This window comes from Stenotrophomonas sp. ZAC14A_NAIMI4_1 (genome assembly GCF_003086915.1).
GTDB lineage: Bacteria > Pseudomonadota > Gammaproteobacteria > Xanthomonadales > Xanthomonadaceae > Stenotrophomonas.
Genome location: NZ_CP026002.1, coordinates 1,242,276 through 1,261,170, shown reverse-complemented (window position 1 = coordinate 1,261,170; position 18,895 = coordinate 1,242,276). Strand labels below are relative to the sequence as shown.

Genomic DNA, 18,895 nt, shown 5'->3' with positions numbered 1-18,895 from the left:
GCTGCAGGCACAACCGCCCCGGCGTCAGGTCACGACCCGCAGCATCGGCATCCGCTGCGCGCCCGCGCCGCCCTGCCCCGCATCCACCCGGAACCCGGCCACGGTCTGCAGCAGCTGCGCTGACTGTTCCTCCATGCTGCGCGCCGCCGCCGAAGCCTCCTCCACCAGCGCCGCGTTCTGCTGCGTGCCCTGGTCGATGAGGTCGACGGCCTGGTTCATCTGCTGGATGTCGTCGCTCTGCTGCTGTGCCGCCGTGCTGATCTGGGTCATCAGTTCGCTGACCCGGCGCACGTCGCGCACGATCTCATCCATGGTGCGTCCCGCGCTTTCCACCTGCGCGGTGCCGGCGCCGACGTTGGCCACCGATGCGTCGATGAGCTGCTTGATCTCCTTGGCCGCACTGGCCGAACGCTGCGACAGCTCGCGGATCTCGGTGGCCACCACGGCGAAGCCGCGGCCATGCTGGCCCGCGCGCGCGGCTTCCACGGCGGCATTCAAGGCCAGGATGTTGGTCTGGAAGGCAATGCCGTCGATCACCCCGATGATGTCGACGATGCGCCGCGAGGACGTGTTGATCACCGCCATGGTCGAGACCACTTCATGGACCACGGTGCCGCCGCGCGCCGCCACTTCCGCCGCGCCACCGGCCAGTTCGCTGGCCTGGCGTGCATGGGTGGCGGTGCGCTGCACGGTTTCGGCCAGGCCCTTCATCGACACCGCCGTTTCTTCCAGCGAGGCAGCCTGCTGCTCGGTGCGCTGGGACAGATCGTTGTTGCCCTGCGCGATCTCGCTCGCACCCACCGCAATGGTGTCGGCGGCGAACTTGATCTGGCCGAGGATGCCGGCCATGGCCTCCACCAGCGCGTTGACGCCCTCGCAGAGATCGGCGATCGGGCCGCGCTTGTCGGTCATGTCCACGTGGTGGGTCAGGTCACCCTGCTTTGCGGCCGCCACCACTTCGCGGGTCTGCGCCACGGCGCGCTGGGTGGCCTGGTTTTCGTGCACCTGCGCGGTGATATCGGTGGCGTACTTCACGACCTTGAACGGACGACCGTTCATATCGAGGATGGGGTTGTAGGACGCCTGGATCCACACCTCGCGCCCGTCCTTGCCCAGCCGCCGGTACTGGCCCGCGTCATACTCGCCCCGGCCCAGTTTTTCCCAGAACTGGCGGTATTCGGCGCTCTCGCGCTGGTCGGGTTCGACGAACAGGGAATGGTGCCGGCCGCGCACTTCCTCCAGCGTGTAGCCGGTGGCGGCGAGGAAGTTGGCATTGGCGGACAGGATGCGTCCGTCCAGGCTGAACTCGATGACCGCCTGTGACTTGTCGATGGCCGCCAGCTGGCCTGCCGAATCGGCGGCCTGCAGCTTCTGCGCGGTGATGTCCGTGGCGAACTTCACCACCTTGTACGGCCGCCCCTGGCGATCCAGCACCGGATTGTACGAAGCCTGGATCCATATCTCGCGCCCGCCCTTGCCGATGCGCCGGTACTGGCCGGCGTCGAACTCGCCGCGCGCCAGTCGCGCCCAGAACTCGCGGTATTCGGCGCTGCGGGCATGCTCGGGATCGACGAACAGGGCGTGGTGCTGGCCCTGGATCTCATCAAGGCGGTAGCCCACCGCCTGCAGGAAGTTGTCGTTGGCCTGCAGGATGGTGCCATCCAGGGCGAACTCGATGACCGCCTGCACGCGGTGCAGGGCAGCCACCTGTGCGGCCAGCTCATCCTGCCGGCGGTCCTGCGCGGACACATCAGTGGTGGTGCGCTGCGCACCCAGCGCGCCCAGCAGCAGGCGCCAGGGTGAGTAACGGGAATGGGAATCGGCCGGCGTCTGCTCACCCGCCGTGAAGCCTGGCATCAGCATCTTGGGTTCCTCGGAGTCCAATAGAATGCAATCCGGCGGGCGGATGCCCGGCGGGGCCATCAATTGCCTGGACTTGCAGACGCGCGGGGGGAAGCGTCCTTGTTCGTCTTGCGCGTAAAGCTGGACTGCGGACTGCGGAAGGCGGTACACACAGCGCGGGCCACCCGTCGGGGGCAGCCTGGAGTCCAGCAGCGAAAGGCAGGAGCGGGATCCAGTCAGGTTATCGGCGGGCCGGACGCCACCTTTAGGGCGATCTGCACGGCCCGCGCCTTCACAACGCCCGGCGGTACAGCAGCTTGCCCCCGGCCTCGCCCTGGGCCTGGTAGCCATTGCGCTCCAGCAGGGCCACCATCTGCGGGAAGGCCTGCGAGGTCTTCACTTCGATGCAGCCGTAACCCTGCGCGGCTGCCCAGCGCTGCTGGGTTTCCAGCAGCGCCTGGGCGATGCCCTGGCGGCGATGGGCCGGATGGATGCCGCCGACCCAGCTGTAGAAGCGCCTGCGATCGAGCGCGTAACCCACCTTGAAGCCGACCAGTTCACCACCCTGCTCGGCCACCAGCACCAAGTGGCGGCGCCCGGCCAGGCGTTGCGCATAGGTGGCATGGGTGCGTCCCTGGCCCAGCTCGCCTACGCCCTGCAGCACCTGCAGGGCTTCGTCCAGACTGCCGACTCTTACCAGCATCGTGTTCCTCCGCGGTCAGCGTTGACGCCACATCATCCAGCGCAGCACGGCAATGGCCAGCACGGCCGGCAGGTAGCCGAGACTGCCCACCCACACAAGCAGCGCCGCTGTCACCCAGCCACCGCCGCCACCGAAGATCCACGACGTGTGCTGCAGGACATGCAGTGCCACCGGCAGCAGCAGCGCCGGCGACAGCCGCAGCAGCTGCCAGCGCCAGCCGAGCGGCCCGACGAAGCCAATGATGGCACCGAGCAGTGCGGCGATCGTCACGATGGGGAGTGCAGCGTCCATGTCGGTGTTCGTTTCCAGGGTGCAGCGGCCATTGTGGACCACCACCGCCGTTACAGCGATGCGCGCTGCGCCGGGAAGGTTGCAATGACCAACGACCCATTACATCGCGCGTCGTTGCGTGCAGCATCACCTGCATCACGGATGCATCCATTGCAGGGAGAAGCCCATGTTCAGACGTTGCGCGTGTGTCTTGTTGTTGAGCCTGTGCAGTGCCGCCGCCGGCGCCGCTGATGCGCCCTATCGCCCCGCCTTCCATCCGGGCGAGCACAAGGGACCGGTGTCGGGCCGCAGCAACGACGTCCTGGTACTCGCCACGCCACACCTTTCTCAGTTGCCGAAGACCTTCGAACCGGCGCAGCTGCAGCCCCTGCTTGAGCGATTGGCGGCCTGGATGCCTGACGCCATCGCCACAGAGAACCTGTCTGGAAGGCAATGCGACTTCATGCGCCGCAATCCGCTGCGCTATGCCGAAACCGCGCAGACCTACTGCTTCGATACCACGGCGGCACAGGCGGGCACCGGCATGGATGTCCCCGTCGCAAGCGGCGAAGCAGAGCGTTTGCTGGCAGCGTTGCCCAAGGATGCGACGCCCTCACAACGACGCCATCTTGCTGCCATCCTGCTTGCAGCGGGCGAACCCGGCTCTGCACAGGTGCAGTGGCTTCGCCTCCAGGCATCGGAGCGGCACGCTGGCGATGGGCTGACGCCGGCTCTGGTACAGACCCTTGAATCGCATGGGGTGCGCCGGCAGGAAACGTACCAGCTTGCTGCCGTGCTTGCTGCCCGGCTGGGACATGACCGCCTGTGGGCGGTGGATGACCACACGGCCGATTCACCCACGCCGCCGCAACAGGCGGAAGCCAGCCGTAAAGCAATGGAAGCGGTGTGGGACAACCCCCATGTGCAGGCGATGAAGGACGCTGACACGCCGCTGCATGCGGCGCTTGGCGCACCAGATGGCGTTCTTGCCCTGTATCGCGCTTACAACCGCCCCGAATGGGCTGAACTTGCCTACCGTGCAGACTTCGGCGCTGCGCTGCAGGACCCCTCCCCCGAAGCATTCGGGCGCAATTATCTGGGCTACTGGGAAACCCGCAACCTGCGCATGGTCGCCAACATCCGTGACGTGCTTGGGCAGCACCCGGGCACACGATTGCTCGCCGTTGTCGGTGCCTCGCATAAAGGCTACTACGAGGCCTACCTCGACCAGATGCATGACGTGCGGCTGGTGGATGCGGAGCCGGTACTGCGTTGAGCGGGATGGCGGAGTAGAGTCGAGCTTGCTCGACTGCTCCTGGCCACCACAGTCGAGCAAGCTCGACTCTACCTGCCGAACGTCTTGACCATCAACGAGGGCGAGACGAACACGCGCAGCCCATGCTCCAAGGGCTGCTGCATGTCGTAGCCGCGCGCATGCGGCCAGCTGCCGGCCCCACCGATCTCGACGAACTCGGCCCCTGCATTGCGGACGACGCGCGCGCCCGGGCTGGATGCGAGGCAGCCGTCAAACACCGGCTCGCCCTGCCCCGCCGCAAACACCTGCACGCGTGCATCACCGCTCAGCACGCTGAAGGACAACAGCAGGCGGACGCCTCCCTGCGCATGCACCACCTGCACGTCGATGCCGTCGGAGGCGTCCACCGACGGTGCGACGCCGAACAATTCGATAAAGGCGGTTTCATCCCAGGCAAACATCAACAACCTCGTCATTGGTAGCGTCGAGCCGTGCTCGACTTGCAGCGCCAAAAACAGTCGAGCATGGCTCGACTCTACAGCGCCTGCTCAGCGGGGCCTGCGCCCGTTGCGCCACAGTACGGCGCTGGCGCCAATGATGCACGCCAGGGTAGCCAGCAGTGCGCTGGCCACGCCCCATTGCAGCACCGGCACCAGCGACTGCGCCAGCGGGTCGGCACGCAACTGTTCCAGGCGCAGGCCGCCGGCCAGGGCCAGCAGCCAGCCGATGCTGGCGGGCGCGTAGGCGCCGACGATGTGGGTGTTCCAACGGCTCATGGCACTTCCCTGCTGAGGTGGCGATGGGGCGATTGTTCCGCCCCGTCCTCTCACAGGTTGAGACCGTGGCCGGACTCAGCGCGCCCAGCCGCCGCCGAGGGCCGCCATCAGCGCCGCGCTGGCCTGCAGCTGCCGGGCCTGGATGTCCTGCAGGCCCAGCTGCGCCTGCCGCGCGTCGGTCTGCGCACTCACTACATCCAGGTAGCTCACCGCGCCGCCGGCGTAGCGGTCGCGTGCGATCTGTTCTGCGCGCCGCGCGGCCTGCACGGCGTCGTCCTCGTGCCCGCGCTGCGCGTCCAGCTGGCGCAGCAGGGTCAGCTGGTCCTCGACCTGGCGGATCGCCGCCAGCACAGTGGCCCGGTACTGCGCCGAGGCCGCATCGAACTCGGCGTAGGCCTGCGCCTTCGCAGCCCTGCGGCGGCCGCCATCGAACACCGGCAGCGCCGCCAGCGGGCCCAGCGCCCAGTAGCGGTTGCCCACGTCCAGCACCGACGCGCTGCCCGAGGTCTGCCCGCCCAGCAGCCCGGTCAGGCTGAGCTGCGGGAACCAGGCGGCACGCGCCACCCCGATGCCGGCGTTGGCGGCAAACACCCGCCGCTCGGCTGCGGCGATGTCCGGGCGCTGCTGCAACAGGTTGCTGGGCAGGTCCGCGGGAACCTGCGGCAGCGCCGGCAGATTGCCATCGGCCAGCACGAAGCCACTGGCCGGGGCCCCCACCAGTTCGGCGATGGCATGGCGCAGCAGCGCGTGGCGTGCATCCAGTGCATCCAGGTCGGCCTGCGCGCTGGCCAGCTGGTGGCGCGCGCGGGCCACGTCCAGTTCCGAGGCGATCTCGCCGCGGAACCGGTCTTCGGTCAGGGCCAGCGCCTGCCGGTAGTCGTCGATGCTGTCGCGCAGGATCACCTGCTGCGCCTCGGTGCCGCGCAGCTGCAGGTACAGCCCGGCCAGCTGCTGCGACAGGCTCAGCCGCGCCGCCGCCAGGTCATCGCCGCTGGCCTCGGCGCGCGCCCCTGCTGCAGCGGCGGCATTGCGCAGGCGTCCCCACAGGTCCAGGTCGAAGGACAACGAGAACGCCGCGCTGTTGCTGTCGTAGATCGCAGGCTGGGTGGCACTGCGCAGCGGCTTGTCATCGGACTGGCGCTGGCGCATCGGCCCTGCACTGAAGCCCACCTGCGGCGCACGCGCCGAAGCCACTTCACCGGCGGCGGCACGCGCGGCATCGTAATGGGCCACGGCCAGCGCCAGGGTCGGGCTGGCCTCGACCAGCTGCTGCTGCAGGTGGTCCAGCTGAGGATCCTGGAAGGCCTGCCACCACGCAGCCGGCAACGGCGAGGCGGCCGCGGATGCGCCACCGCCTTCATAGCCGGCCGGCATCGCCACGGCAGGCACCTGGTAAGTCGGCGCGAGCGAACAACCGCCGAGCAGCACCGCGCCCAGCACCAGCACCAGCCGGCGTTCAACCACGCGCATGTGCAGGCTCCTGCTCACCGGCGACCACGCGGACATGGTCGCCTTCGCGCAGGGCATCCGGCGGATTGGGAATGACCCGCTCGCCCGCCTTCAGGCCACGGTCCACCCGCAGTGTGCTGCCCAGGTCGCTGGCAATATGGATGTCGCGCAGGTGGACGATGTCCTTGCCGTCGACCACCGCCACCTGGGTGCCCTTCGCGCGGAAGATCAGCACCTCGGACGGCACGCTCACGCCATCGCCGCCGCCCTGCTGTGGCAGGGTCACTTCGGCGTAGCTGCCCGGCAGCAGCGCGCCGTCGGCATTGTCGACCACGAACTGCGCCAGCAGCGTGCCCGAACTGCGGTCGATCGCACTGGAGTCACCCTGCAGCGTGGCGGTGAAGTGGCGGCCGGACTGGCCCGGCACCTGCAGGCTGGCCTGCAGCCCAGGCGTGATGCTGCCCGCGCTGTTCTGCGGCACCGGCACCATCAGGCGCAGGCGGCGCGTATCGGCAATGTTGAACAGTTCGCGGCCGCTGTCATCGGCGCGGATCAGCTGGCCGACGTCGGTCTGCCGCGAGGTCACGGTGCCATCGAACGGTGCGCGCAGCGTGCGGTAGCGCCCCAGCTCCTGCAGCCGCACATAGTCGGCCTGCGCCGCTTCCACGCTGGCCTGCGCCGCCAGCGCATTGGCCTGCTTCTCATCGGCTTCCTGGCGCGACACCGAATGGCTGCCCAGCATGCCCTGCCAGCGCTCGGCACTGACCTTGGCCAGCGCGGCATCGGCCTGTGCCTGCAGCAGGTGGGCGTGGGCCTGGGCGATCTGCTGGTCCAGTTCCGGGCTGTCGATCACCGCCAGCACCTGGCCGGCCTTGACCGACTGGCCGATGTCGGCATTCCATGATTTGAGGTAGCCACCGACGCGCGCGTGGATGGGCGCTTCGGTCCAGGCAGTCAGGTGCGCCGGCAGGGTCATCGTGCCCGCCGCCGCCTGTGCACCGGCCGTGACAACCTGCACGGCCGGCACCGCCTGGCGCTCGGTCCATTCCACCACGGCGTGCGCCTGCTGCGCGCGCAGGGCCAGGCCGGCGGCAACCACGACCACCGCGATGGCGGCACCCAGGATGAGGGGGCGGCGCAGCGAACGCTGCGGCAGCGAAGCATCAGACATGCAGGGGCTCTCCGGCGGGGGCGGTGCGGGGCTTACGCGAGTGGGCCAGGGCAAACACCACCGGCACGAACAACAGGGTGGCGCAGGTCGCCAGCAGCAGGCCGCCGATGACCGCGCGGCCCAGCGGCGCGTTCTGTTCGGTGGACAGTGCGGTCGGCAGCATGCCCAGGATCATCGCCAGCGCGGTCATGCAGACCGGCCGGAAACGGGTGAATCCGGCTTCCAGCGCGGCCTTGGCGGCATCGCCGTGTTCGGCCAGGCGCTCGCGGCAGAAACTGACCACCAGGATCGAATTGGCCGTGGCCACGCCCATGCACAGGATGGCCCCGGTCAGTGCGGGCACCGACAACGAGGTGTGGGTAAGGAACAGCATCCAGACCACACCGGCGAGGCCGGCAGGCAGCGCGGTGATGATGACGAACGGATCGGTCCACGACTGGAAGTTGATGACGATGAGCAGGTAGATCAGCACGATGGCCGCCAGCAGGCCGTAGCCGAGGCCGGTGAAGGCCACATGCAGCGCATCGATCTGCCCGTGCAGGCCGACCTCGGTGCCGCGTGGGCGCTGGCTGGCCATGCCATCGATGACCTTCTGCACATCGGCGGCCACCGCGCCCAGATCACGCCCCTGCACGCTGGCGTACACGTCCAGGGTGGGCTGCACGTTGTAGTGGGTCACCACCGCCGAACTGGAACCGCGCTGGATATCTGCCAGGCCGCCCAGCACCTGCGGCACGCCGCTGCTGCCGGTGACCGGCAGCGCGCTCAAGGCGGCCAGGCTGTCCATGCGGTACTGCGGGGTGGCGGCCACCACGCCATAGGAGATGCCGTTCTTCGGGCTCAGCCAGAACGTCGGCGCCACCTGGCCGCTGCCGGCCAGCGAGGCGACCATGCTGTTGGTGACGTCGCGCTCGGTGATGCCCAGGCCGTTGGCGCGCAGGCGGTCCACGTCCACCTTCAGCGTCGGGTAGCCATCGGGCTGCTGCAGGCGCAGATCGACCAGGCCGGGCACGTGGCGCAGGCGGCGGATCAGTTCCTGCGCATAGGCGCGGTTGCCGGCCGCGTTGGGCCCGGCAATGCGCACGTCCATCGGCGCCGGCGAACCGAAGTTGAGGATCTGGCTGCTGGTATCGGCCGGCAGGAAGGCGAAGCTGGTGCCCGGGAAGGCGGCGGGCAGCACTTCGCGCAGGCGACGCTCGTACCCGGCCGCATCACCGTGTCCGGGCTTCAGCGAGACCTGGATGTCACCGTCCTGCGGGCCGATGGTGCCGCTGGCGCTGTAGGCCATGTTGATGCCGGTCATCGGCAGGCCCAGGTTGTCGACGATGGCATCGATCTCGGCCGGCGGGACTTCCTGGCGGATGCGCGCTTCAATGCGATCGAAGGCAGCAGCGGTTTCCTCGATGCGGGTGCCCAGCGGCAGGCGTACATGCAGCGACAGCGCACTGGCCTCGGTGGCCGGGAAGAAATCCTGGCCCAGGGTCGGCAGCAGCGCGAAGGACACCAGCACGCAGGCCATGAAGCCGATCAGGAACGGCCGGCGGTTGCCCAGGGCCAGGCCAAGCAGCGCGTGGTAGCGGTCGCGCACGGCCGAGAACCCGGCTTCGAAACGCTGCTGCCAGCGCACCAGCGTGGCGGCCAGGCGCGCACGGCGGTGCTGCGGATGATCGCCCTCATGATGGTTGAGGAAGGCATCTTCGGGATGGTGGCCCACGCCATGCTCGACCCGGTGCGGGCGCAGCAGGTACAGCGCCATGGTCGGCACCAGGGTGCGCGACAGCACGAACGAACTGCCCATGGCGAAGATGACCGCCAGTGCCATCGGCCGGAACAGGTAGCCGGCGATGCCATCGAGCAGGAACATCGGCACGAACACGATGCAGATGCACAGCAGCGACACGAACGCCGGGCCGACGATCTGCGCGGCGCCATCGAGGATGGCCTCGCGCACGCCCTTGCCCTGTTCCAGGTGCCAGTTGACGTTCTCGATGGTCACCGTGGCGTCGTCCACCAGGATGCCCACGGCCAGCGCCAGGCCGCCCAGGGTCATCACGTTGAGCGTCTGCCCGGCCACCGACAGCAGCGCGATGGCCGAGAGCACCGCCAGCGGAATCGATGCTGCAATGATCACCGTCGAGCGCCAGCTGCCGAGGAAGACCAGGATCATCACGCTGGTCAGCAGCGCGGCGATGATGCCTTCGCGGGCGACGCTGCTGATCGATTCACGCACGAAGGTGGAGGCATCGCCAAGCAGCGAGATCTTCAGCGATGGCGGCAGGGTTTCGCCGATCTGCGGCAGCATGGCGCGGATGCGGCTGACCAGGGTGAGCGTGGAGGCATCGCCATTCTTCAGCGCGGCCATCAGCACCGAGTGGCCGCCATTGACGCGCACGATGTTGGTCTGTGGCGGCGAGCCATCGCGCACGTGGGCAACCTGGCCGATGGTGACCACCGCGCCATTGACCGTGCGGATCGGCAGATCGTTGAGCGCTTCGATGTCGCTGGGGCTGTTGTTGAGCAGCACGGTGAACTCGTTGCCGCCCAGCTTGGCCGTGCCCACCGGGGTGATCTGGTTCTGCGCGGCCAGCGCGTTGCCGACGTCCTGGGCGGACAGGCCCTTGGCGGCCAGCGCCTGCGGATCGAGGTCGAGGGTGATCTGCCGCTGCTTGCCGCCGTAGGGTGCGGGGATGGCCAGGCCGGGAATGGAGGTGAGCGGTGGGCGCACGGTGTTCTGCGCCAGGTCGCGGATCTGCGATTCGCCCAGGGTCGGGCTGGAGAACGCCATCTGCAGCACCGGCACGGTGGAGGCGCTGTAGTTGAGGATCAGCGGCGGGGTCATGCCGGCCGGCATCTGCTTGACGATGGTCTGCGAGATGGCGGTGATCTGCGCGTTGGCGGTGCGGATGTCCACGCCGGGCTGGAAGAACACCTTGACCACGCCCATGCCGGCCAGCGACTGCGATTCGATGTGTTCGATGTCGTTGACGGTGGTGCTGAGCGCGCGCTCGTAGGGCGAGATGACGCGGCCGGACATGGCATCGGGGGACAGGCCGGTGTACTGCCAGACGACGGCGATGACAGGGATGCCGATGTCGGGGAACACGTCGGTGGGCGTACGCAGGGCGCTGAGCGGACCGACGATGCAGATGAAAATGGCCATCACCACGAAGGTGTAAGGCTTGTTGAGCGCGGTCCTGACCAAGCCGAGCATGCAGCTCTCCAGCAGTGCGTGTGCCCACCGTGGGCAGCGCAGGCCGGAAAGTATCGGCGCTGGCAGTTAAAACAAAGCTGTGCCGTGGATGAAACATCTTTCATGAAAGGGGTGGGGTTCGGCAGGGCTGCGCCCTGCACCTGCTTAATGCAAAGGCCAAAGCCAGAGCAACAGCGGGCATTCCGTGGGATGGCGGGGCACTGTGGGTTTGCGGGGACGCCGTAAACCCATCCATGGGGGCTTGGTCGCCGCATCCATGCGGCTCACACCCCGCAAACCCACAGTGCCCCGCCTTCGACAGGTTCACGCGGCTGTTGGTGGGTGCCGACCGTTGGTCGGCACATCTGTCAGATATCGAATGAATTCATCCACGCATGGCGCGGATCTACTGGCAACGCCGGCTGTTGGTAGGTGTCGACCTTGGTCGACACATCTGTCAGACACCGAATGAATTCATCCACGCATGGCGTGGCTCTACTGGGACGCGCGGCTATTGGTAGGTGCCGACCGTTGGTCGGCACATCTGTCAGATATCGAATGAATTCATCCGTGCCGACCAACGGTCGGCACCCACCACCATCAGCAGCAGGCTCCAACAGATCGCGGGAAACTGTCGAAGGCGGGGTGGGTCCGGTTGAGGGGGCGTGAGCCGCATGGATGCGGCGACCGAGCTTACATGGACGTACTTGCAGCGTCCCCCGCAACCGGACCCACCCCGCCATCCCACGGAATGCAGGCTTTTGAAGTTGACGTTGACGTTGATTGCGGCAGGTGCAGGGCTGCAAGCCCTGCAGAAGAACACCCCTACAGCACCTGCGGCCGGCACAGCACGCTGAAACTGGCACCGCCCAGCCGCGACTCCCCGGCCGTCACACGGAACCCGTGCAGGCCAGCAATGGCCGCCACGATCGACAGGCCCAGGCCGAACCCCCCGCCCTCGCTCGCATCGGCCCGATGGAACCGCTGGAACACCAGGCTGCGCTCCCCCTCGGGAATGCCCGGGCCGGAATCCTCCACCACGATGCACGTCGCGCCGTCCTGTACCCGCGCGGCCAGTCGCACCCGGCCGCCCTCCGGCGCAAAACGGATCGCGTTGTCCAGCAGGTTGCCGATCGCTTCGAACAACAGCCCGCGATCACCCACCACGCCAGGCAGGTCCGCCGCCAGTTCCAGCTCCAGCCATTGGCCTTTTTCCTCGGCCAGCGGTGCGTAGAACGCGTGGATCTCCTGCAGCAGCGCCTCCGGCGCCAGCGCGACGAAACCGGAGCGGCGCTGGTGGTCCTCCAGCTCGGAAATACGCAGCAGCGCGCGGAAACGCGCCATCAGCGTATCGGTCTCATCCAGCACCTGCTCCAGCGCAAGCGCCTGCGGTTCGCCATCGCCCACCTGCTGGCGCATGCGGTACAGCTGCGCGCGCAGCCGGGTCAGCGGCGTGCGCAGGTCGTGGGCGATGTTGTCGCACACCCCTTTGACCTCGGTCATCAACTGCTCGATGCGGTCGAGCATGGCGTTGACGATCGAGGCCAGCATGTCCAGTTCATCGCGGCGGCTGGACAACGGCAGGCGCTGCCCCAGGTTGCCGGCCACGATCTGCGCGGTGGCCTGTTCAATGGCCTGGATGCGCCGCAGTGGCCGCCGGCGCAACAGGTGCCAGCCGAGCAGGCCGGGCACCAGGGTCAGCGACACGCCCCACAGCAGCGCATCAAGAATCAGGTGATTCACCTCGTTCAAGGGACCGCTGTAGCGCACCAGCACCAGGATGCGGCCGTCGCGGGTCGGCATCGCCAGGCCGAAGCCACGCTTGCCCTGCGCGTTGGCATCGGTGATCGGCAGCCCCGATACCGGGTGCGCGCTGCCATCGCGCGGCAGCTGCGCCGGCAGGGTTTTCAGCACCCCGGCCAGCGGCTGGCCCTGCGGGGTGAACAGCCCGTACGCGTCGATGCCATGCAGGTCGTAGCGGCGGTTCTCGCGCAGGGCTTCGGTCAGCGCGTCGCCGGTGAAGTGTTCGAACAGGTGCGCCCGCTGCAGGACCGCCGACTGCGCCAGCTCGTCCAGGTACAGCGACACCCGCCAGTACAGCACGCCCAGCAGCACGCACGACCACGCCACGAACAACAGGCTGTACAGCCCCAGCAGGCGGCTGCTGGACGAACGCCAGCCGTCAGACAGTTTCGCTGAGGACATAGCCACTGCCGCGCACGGTACGGATCAGCGACGGCAGGTCGGCCTGGTCGAGCTTGCGCCGCAGGCGGCCGATATGGACGTCGATCAGGTTGGTGCCCGGGTCGAAGTGGTAGCCCCACACTTCCTCGAACAGCATCATCCGGGTCAACACCTGCCCGGCGTTGCGCATCAGGTATTCCAGCAGCTTGAACTCGGTCGGCAGCAGGCTCAGGCTGCGGCCACCCCGGTGGGCGGTGCGCGCCAGCAGGTCCAGCTGCAGGTCGCCCACGCGCAGCACGGTCTCGTTGCTGGCCGGCTGCTGGCGGCGGCGCAGCAGCACTTCCACCCGCGCAGCCATCTCGTCGGAGGCGAACGGCTTGGTCAGGTAGTCATCGCCGCCGGCACGCAGGCCACGCACGCGCTCATCCACGTCGGACAACGCGCTGAGCATCAGCACTGGGGTCTGCACGCCGATGCGGCGCAGGGTGGTGACGATGGCCAGGCCATCCAGCCCGGGCAGCATGCGGTCCAGGGTGATGGCGTCGTAGTCGCCACTGGCAGCACGGACCAGGCCTTCACGGCCGTCGGCCACCCAGTCCACCTGCAGCCCATGGTTGCCCAGCTCCGCCACGATTTCCTGGGCGGTGATGGCATCGTCCTCGATGGTCAATACGCGCGACATGGGCACCGCTGAAGTCCAGACTCGCCCATGCTCGCCAAATCGGCTGGTGCGGGCAAATGAAACATGCTTCATGCGGGCGGCCGGTACGTACCGGTTCAGCCCGGCTCGTTGTCCTCGCCGGGCAGTTCGCCCAGTTCGCCCTGCACCTGCACATTGTTGCGGCCCATGGCCTTGGCCCGGTAGCACTGGGCATCGGCGGAGGCCACCGCCTCATCCACGGTCATGCCCGTCTCAAGCGGCGCAATGCCGATGCTGGCGCCGATGCGCAGCCGTGCGGTGTCCCACGGAATGGATAGCGCGGCCAGGGTCTGCAGCAGTTCGCGGCCGATGCGGGCGGCACGGCGCGGGCCACAGCCGGGCAGGATCACCGCGAACTCGTCGCCGCCCAGCCGCGCCACGATGTCCGAATCGCGCACGCCATGGCGCAGCACGCTGGCCACCGCCCACAGCACGGCATCGCCGGCCAGATGGCCCCAGGTGTCGTTGACCGGCTTGAAGCGGTCCAGGTCGATGAACATCAGCGAGGCGGCCTGGCCGGTGCGCTCGACGCGGGTGATCGCCTGTTGCAGGTGCGCCTCGAAACCCCGGCGGTTGCCCAGTTCGGTCAGCGGGTCGATTTCGGCCAGATGGCGTGCTTCGCGCTGGCGCGCACGCTGCTGAGTGTCGTCGCGCAGCACCCACACCGCGCCACGCACCTGGCCCTCGTCATCGCGCAGCCAGGCACGGGTCAGGTCCACCGGCACTGTGGCTGCGCCCATCCGCATCAGCAGGTCGGCATGCAGGTCCACGGCATTGCTGTCCGGGTCCAGCAGCACGGCGACGTCCAGCACCGAGCCGGGCGCGTATTCGGTGGTGAGCGACAGCACGTCCTGCACGTTGTGGCCGGCCAGGGCGAGCGCGTTATCGTCCGCCAGGATGCGCACGGCTGCAGCGTTGGCGTACTCGATACGTCCTTCCAGGGTCACGCTCAGCACCAGGTCCGTCACGGCATCCAGGGTGATGCGGCTGCGCTGCTCGGTTTCGTACAGGCGCTGCTCGCTGCTGCGCTGGGCGGTGACGTCCTGGATCTGCGACACGAAATGCAGCGGCTCGCCACGCTCGTTGCGCACCAGCGAGACCGACAGGCGCGCCCAGATGGTATTGCCATCGCGGTCCAGGTAACGCTTTTCCAGGTGGTAGTGATTGCGCCGGCCGGCCAGCAGGTCCTGCACCAGGGCCAGGTCGTTCTGCAGGTCCGCCGGGTGGGTCAGGCGCTGGAAATCGACCTGCAGCAGCTCTTCGCGCGGGTAGCCGAGGATGCGGCACAGTGCTTCGTTGACGTCCAGCCAGCGCCCTTCGAGCGAGACCAGGGCCATGCCCAGCGCCGCCGAGGTGAACGCACCGGCGAACTTGTCCGCCGCCAGCCGCGCATCGGCACGCGCCTGCTGCATCTCGGTGATGTCGATGGCCATGCCGACGTAGCCGATGCGCTGGCCGTCGGCACCGTCCATGCGGCTGATCGACAGGCGCACCTGCCGGCGCTGGCCATCCTTGCGCAGGAAGGTCCACTGCCGCGAGAACGTGCGGCCTTGGGCCTGCGCGGTCATGGCCTGGAAAATCGTCGGCAGGCGCCCCTCGGCATCGGCCAGCGGCGCCAGGAACACGGCCATCTCTTCAGGCTCATGGAAGATGCCCGGGTCGACCCGGCCCACCACGTCGTCGGCCGAATAGCCCAGCAGGCGCTCGGCGCCGGTGTTGAACAGGGTGATCGTGCCCTGCGGGTCAGTGGCCATCACCGCCACTTCGTCGGATGCATCGACCAGCGCCTGCAGCCGCTGGCGCATTTCCGCCGCGTCCTGCCGGGCCTGCTGCAGTTCGGTCACATCGTCATGGGCGCCGGCCATCCACAGCGGTCGCCCCTGCCCGTCCCATTCGAACACGCGCCCGCGGTCGTGGATCCAGATCCAGCGGCCGTCCTTGTGGCGCATGCGCAGCAGGCACGCGTACTGATCGGTGTGCCCCTGGAAATGCGCTTCCAGCGCCGCATCCGAACGCGCCAGGTCATCGGGATGGACCAGTGCCTGGAACGTGTCCTGGCTTACCGGCTCCAGGTCTTCCTGGCGGTAGCCGACAATCTCCGCCCAGCGCGCGTTGATGCGCATCTGGCCGGTCTGCACGTTCCATTCCCAGGTGCCGGCGGCGGTGCCTTCAATGATCATCGCCAGGCGGCGACGGTCTTCGGCCAGCTCCAGCAGGCGGCGCTCGACCAGGGTGCCTTCGTTGTTGCCGGGGCCGCCCATCAGCGCCCCGTGCCCTGCGCACGCGCGCGCGCCGGCCGCAGCAGTGGGCTGCAACCCTGGTGGATGCTGGCGGCTACGATTGGCGCCACGGCCCTCCCCCGGCGACGTCGGGACGGCCCGATGGCCCCCCATGGGCGCAAGTGTGCGCACTGCGGGGGAACCTCGACAAGTCCCCCCACCCGGGCCGCAGCGCGGGTGGGGGCGGATGTCAGCTGCGCTTGGCGCGGGCGAAGGCGTCGGCCAGGGCGTTGTTGGCCGGTGGCGCCGACTGCGCGGGGCGGCCACCCGTGCCCTGCCCGCGGTTCTGGCCACGGTTCGGGCCGCCTGCATCGCGGCGCGGCCCCTGCCCCTGGCCGCGCTCCTCGCGCTGGCCCGGCCGGCTGGTAGCCTGGCCGAGGGTGTCGTCCAGGCGCCGGGTCAGGGCAATGCGCTTGCGCGGCACGTCCACCTCCAGCACCTTCACCTTGACGATGTCGCCGGCCTTGACCACGTCGCGCGGATCCTTGACGAAGGTGTCCGACAGCGCCGAGATATGGATGAGCCCGTCCTGGTGCACGCCGATGTCGACGAAGGCACCGAAGGCGGCCACGTTGCTGACCACGCCTTCCAGCACCATGCCTTCGCGCAGGTCCTTGATGTCCTCCACGCCCTCGGCGAAGCGGGCGGCCTTGAACTCCGGACGCGGGTCGCGGCCCGGCTTTTCCAGTTCCTTGAGGATGTCGCGCACGGTCGGCACGCCGAAGGTCGCATCGGTGAACTGCTCGGCTTTCAGGCCACGCAGGAAGCTGCCGTCGCCGATCAGCGCCTTGATCGGGCGCGCGGTGCTGGCGACGATGCGCTCGACCACCGGATAGGCTTCCGGGTGCACGGCCGAGGCATCCAGCGGCTGGTCTCCATCGGCGATGCGCAGGAAGCCGGCGCACTGCTCGAAGGTCTTTTCGCCCAGGCGCGCGACCTTCAGCAGGTCCTTGCGGCGCTTGAACGGGCCGTTGTCATCGCGGTGGCGCACGATGTTCTCGGCCACCGTGGACGACAGGCCGGACACGCGCGACAGCAGCGCGGCCGACGCGGTGTTGACGTAGACGCCGACGGCGTTCACGCAGTCCTCCACGCGCGCATCCAGCGCCCGCGCCAGGCGGTACTGGTCCACGTCGTGCTGGTACTGGCCGACACCGATCGCCTTGGGTTCGATCTTCACCAGTTCGGCCAGCGGGTCCTGCAGGCGGCGGGCGATCGACACCGCGCCACGCAGCGACACGTCCAGGCCGGGGAACTCCTTGGCCGCAAATTCAGACGCCGAGTACACCGAGGCACCGGCCTCGCTGACCACCACCTTCTGCAGCTTCGGGTTGCCGGCGGCCTTGATCGCCTCACCGGCCAGCTTGTCGGTCTCGCGGCTGGCGGTGCCGTTGCCGATCGCGATCAGTTCGACGTTGTGCTTGGCGCACAGCTGCCTGATCGTCTGCAGCGACTGGTCCCACTGCCGGCGCGGCTCGTGCGGGTAGATGGTCTCGGTGGCCACCAGCTTGCCGGTGGCATCGACCACGGCGATCTTGCAGCCGGTGCGGATGCCCGGGTCCAGGCCCAGCACGGTCTTCGGCCCGGCCGGCGCGGCCAGCAGCAGGTCCTTCAGGTTGTCACCGAACACGGCAATGGCGTCGGCCTCGGCCTTCTCGCGGGCCTGGTTGAACAGGTCCAGCAGCATGTGCGTGTGCAGCTTCGCGCGCCAGGCCAGGCGGCAGGCATCGAGCAGCCAGCGATCGCCGGCACGGCCCTTGTCAGCGATGCCGGCCTTGCGTGCCACGCGGCCTTCGGCGTACTGGTGGCCGGCTTCGGCATCGCTGCCCGGATCCAGCTCCAGGAACAGGATCTCTTCGCGGCGCGCACGGAACAGCGCCAGCAGGCGGTGCGAAGGAATCTTCGCCAGCGATTCGGCGTGCTCGAAATAATCGCGGTACTTGGCGCCCTCGGTTTCCTTGCCCTCGGCCACGCGGGCGCGGATGACGCCGGTTTCGCCCAGCCAGGTGCGCAGTTCGCCCACCAGCGCGGCATCTTCGCCCCAGCGCTCCATCAGGATCGCGCGGGCGCCTTCCAGCGCCGCCTTGGTATCGGCCACGCCCTTGTCGGCATCGACGAAGGTGGCAGCGAACACCTGCGGGTCCTGCCTGGGGTCGCCCAGCAGGCCATCGGCCAGCGGCTCCAGCCCGGCCTCGCGGGCGATCTGCGCGCGAGTGCGGCGCTTGGGCTTGTACGGCAGGTACAGATCTTCCAGGCGGCTCTTGGTATCGGACGCGAGGATGTCATTGCGCAGCGCGTCGCTCAGCTTGCCCTGCTCGCCGATGCTGGCCAGCACTGCGGCGCGGCGGTCTTCCAGCTCGCGCAGGTAGGTCAGGCGTACTTCCAGGTTGCGCAACTGGGTGTCGTCCAGGCCACCGGTCACTTCCTTGCGGTAGCGGGCGATGAACGGAACGCTGGCGCCCTCGTCGAGCAGGCCGACCGCGGCACGTACCTGGGCGGACTGGGCACCGATCTCGTCGGCGATGGTCTGGGCGATCTGCTGGGCGAGCGCGCTCTGGGCGTTCTTGGCGTCGTGCATTGCTTCAGGTCTGGGCCGCGTTACGGGAAGGCCCCATTCTGGCAACCCACGGCCAAGCGGGACAAGGCGTTGACAGGCGGTGGGATTCAGCCTCCGGCGGCCGGTCTGGACGCCGGCATCCTGGCGGGGGGGGCTGGGATGCCGGCGCGGGCGCGCGATGGTGGGCGCGCCCTGCCGCGTGCTACGGGGTCAACGGTAGTGGCGGGCGGCGCGCTGCATGACGATGTCGTCGCGCAGGCTTTCCAGGGCCATCAACCGGACCTTGCCGACACCCTGCAGTTCCATGAACCGCTCGGTGTAGAACTCCGGCCCCAGCGCGGTGTCGGCGCGGGATTTGCTGAAGCCGTAGGGCACCACGCCCTTCTCGCCATCCTTGCTACCACCGACATAAAGAACGATTGCCATGTGATGTCTTCCTCCAAATTGCTACTGCGTACTGCACACGATGAGCGGTACTTGCGAGCTCATCGGGATAGAGCTTACCGCGATCAAGCTGAC

14 protein-coding genes are annotated in these 18,895 nt (G+C 68.4%); 1 reads left to right on the top strand and 13 read right to left on the bottom strand.

The genetic code is table 11. The features are described 5' to 3' along the window. Positions 1-24: 24 nt before the first annotated feature. The 3 genes from C1926_RS05845 to C1926_RS05835 form a co-directional block, all read right to left on the bottom strand. Positions 25-1,863: a methyl-accepting chemotaxis protein gene (locus C1926_RS05845; RefSeq protein ID WP_108760634.1), complete on the bottom strand. Its 1,839-nt coding sequence runs from the start codon at positions 1,861-1,863 to the stop codon at positions 25-27. A 271-nt stretch (positions 1,864-2,134) separates the two neighbouring features. Then, complete coding sequence (locus tag C1926_RS05840) at positions 2,135-2,545, bottom strand: GNAT family N-acetyltransferase (protein ID WP_108758545.1); 411 nt, start codon at positions 2,543-2,545, stop codon at positions 2,135-2,137. A gap of 15 nt (positions 2,546-2,560) precedes the next feature. Then, positions 2,561-2,836 carry a hypothetical protein gene (locus C1926_RS05835; protein WP_108746898.1) on the bottom strand — a complete coding sequence of 92 codons (276 nt, stop codon included), beginning with the start codon at positions 2,834-2,836 and terminating at the stop codon, positions 2,561-2,563. Positions 2,837-3,002: 166 nt separating this feature from the next. On the opposite strand from C1926_RS05835, the gene C1926_RS05830 reads away from it, so the two are divergent. Continuing rightward, positions 3,003-4,091, top strand: a complete 1,089-nt coding sequence (locus C1926_RS05830) for a DUF5694 domain-containing protein (protein ID WP_108758543.1) — start codon at positions 3,003-3,005, stop codon at positions 4,089-4,091. 68 nt (positions 4,092-4,159) lie between these two features. On the opposite strand, the gene C1926_RS05825 is transcribed toward C1926_RS05830, so the two are convergent. From C1926_RS05825 to C1926_RS05780, 10 genes are all read right to left on the bottom strand, one after another. Beyond that, positions 4,160-4,582, bottom strand: coding sequence for a hypothetical protein (locus tag C1926_RS05825; protein ID WP_159095040.1), 423 nt, complete (start codon positions 4,580-4,582; stop codon positions 4,160-4,162). 36 nt (positions 4,583-4,618) lie between these two features. Beyond that, on the bottom strand, positions 4,619-4,846 hold the full coding sequence (locus tag C1926_RS05820) for a hypothetical protein (protein WP_079222284.1): 228 nt from the start codon (positions 4,844-4,846) through the stop codon (positions 4,619-4,621). A 75-nt stretch (positions 4,847-4,921) separates the two neighbouring features. Then, positions 4,922-6,316 (bottom strand): efflux transporter outer membrane subunit, encoded by a 1,395-nt coding sequence (locus tag C1926_RS05815; protein WP_108758541.1) that lies wholly within the window; start codon positions 6,314-6,316, stop codon positions 4,922-4,924. After that, positions 6,303-7,466 (bottom strand): efflux RND transporter periplasmic adaptor subunit, encoded by a 1,164-nt coding sequence (locus tag C1926_RS05810; protein ID WP_108758540.1) that lies wholly within the window; start codon positions 7,464-7,466, stop codon positions 6,303-6,305. The genes C1926_RS05815 and C1926_RS05810 overlap by 14 nt, the downstream gene beginning before the upstream one ends. Continuing rightward, complete coding sequence (locus C1926_RS05805; protein ID WP_108758539.1) at positions 7,459-10,677, bottom strand: efflux RND transporter permease subunit; 3,219 nt, start codon at positions 10,675-10,677, stop codon at positions 7,459-7,461. The genes C1926_RS05810 and C1926_RS05805 overlap by 8 nt, the downstream gene beginning before the upstream one ends. 804 nt (positions 10,678-11,481) lie before the next feature. Continuing rightward, positions 11,482-12,861 carry an ATP-binding protein gene (locus C1926_RS05800; protein WP_108758538.1) on the bottom strand — a complete coding sequence of 460 codons (1,380 nt, stop codon included), beginning with the start codon at positions 12,859-12,861 and terminating at the stop codon, positions 11,482-11,484. After that, positions 12,839-13,522 (bottom strand): response regulator transcription factor, encoded by a 684-nt coding sequence (locus C1926_RS05795; protein ID WP_079222289.1) that lies wholly within the window; start codon positions 13,520-13,522, stop codon positions 12,839-12,841. The genes C1926_RS05800 and C1926_RS05795 overlap by 23 nt, the downstream gene beginning before the upstream one ends. A 95-nt stretch (positions 13,523-13,617) precedes the next feature. Continuing rightward, a complete protein-coding gene (locus C1926_RS05790) occupies positions 13,618-15,801 on the bottom strand; it encodes a PAS domain S-box protein (RefSeq protein ID WP_108758537.1) in 2,184 nt (727 codons plus the stop codon). 208 nt (positions 15,802-16,009) lie between these two features. Beyond that, a complete protein-coding gene (locus C1926_RS05785) occupies positions 16,010-18,397 on the bottom strand; it encodes a Tex family protein (RefSeq protein WP_108758536.1) in 2,388 nt (795 codons plus the stop codon). Positions 18,398-18,586: 189 nt separating this feature from the next. After that, on the bottom strand, positions 18,587-18,802 hold the full coding sequence (locus tag C1926_RS05780; RefSeq protein WP_025879252.1) for a hypothetical protein: 216 nt from the start codon (positions 18,800-18,802) through the stop codon (positions 18,587-18,589). Between the last annotated feature and the right edge of the window lie 93 nt (positions 18,803-18,895).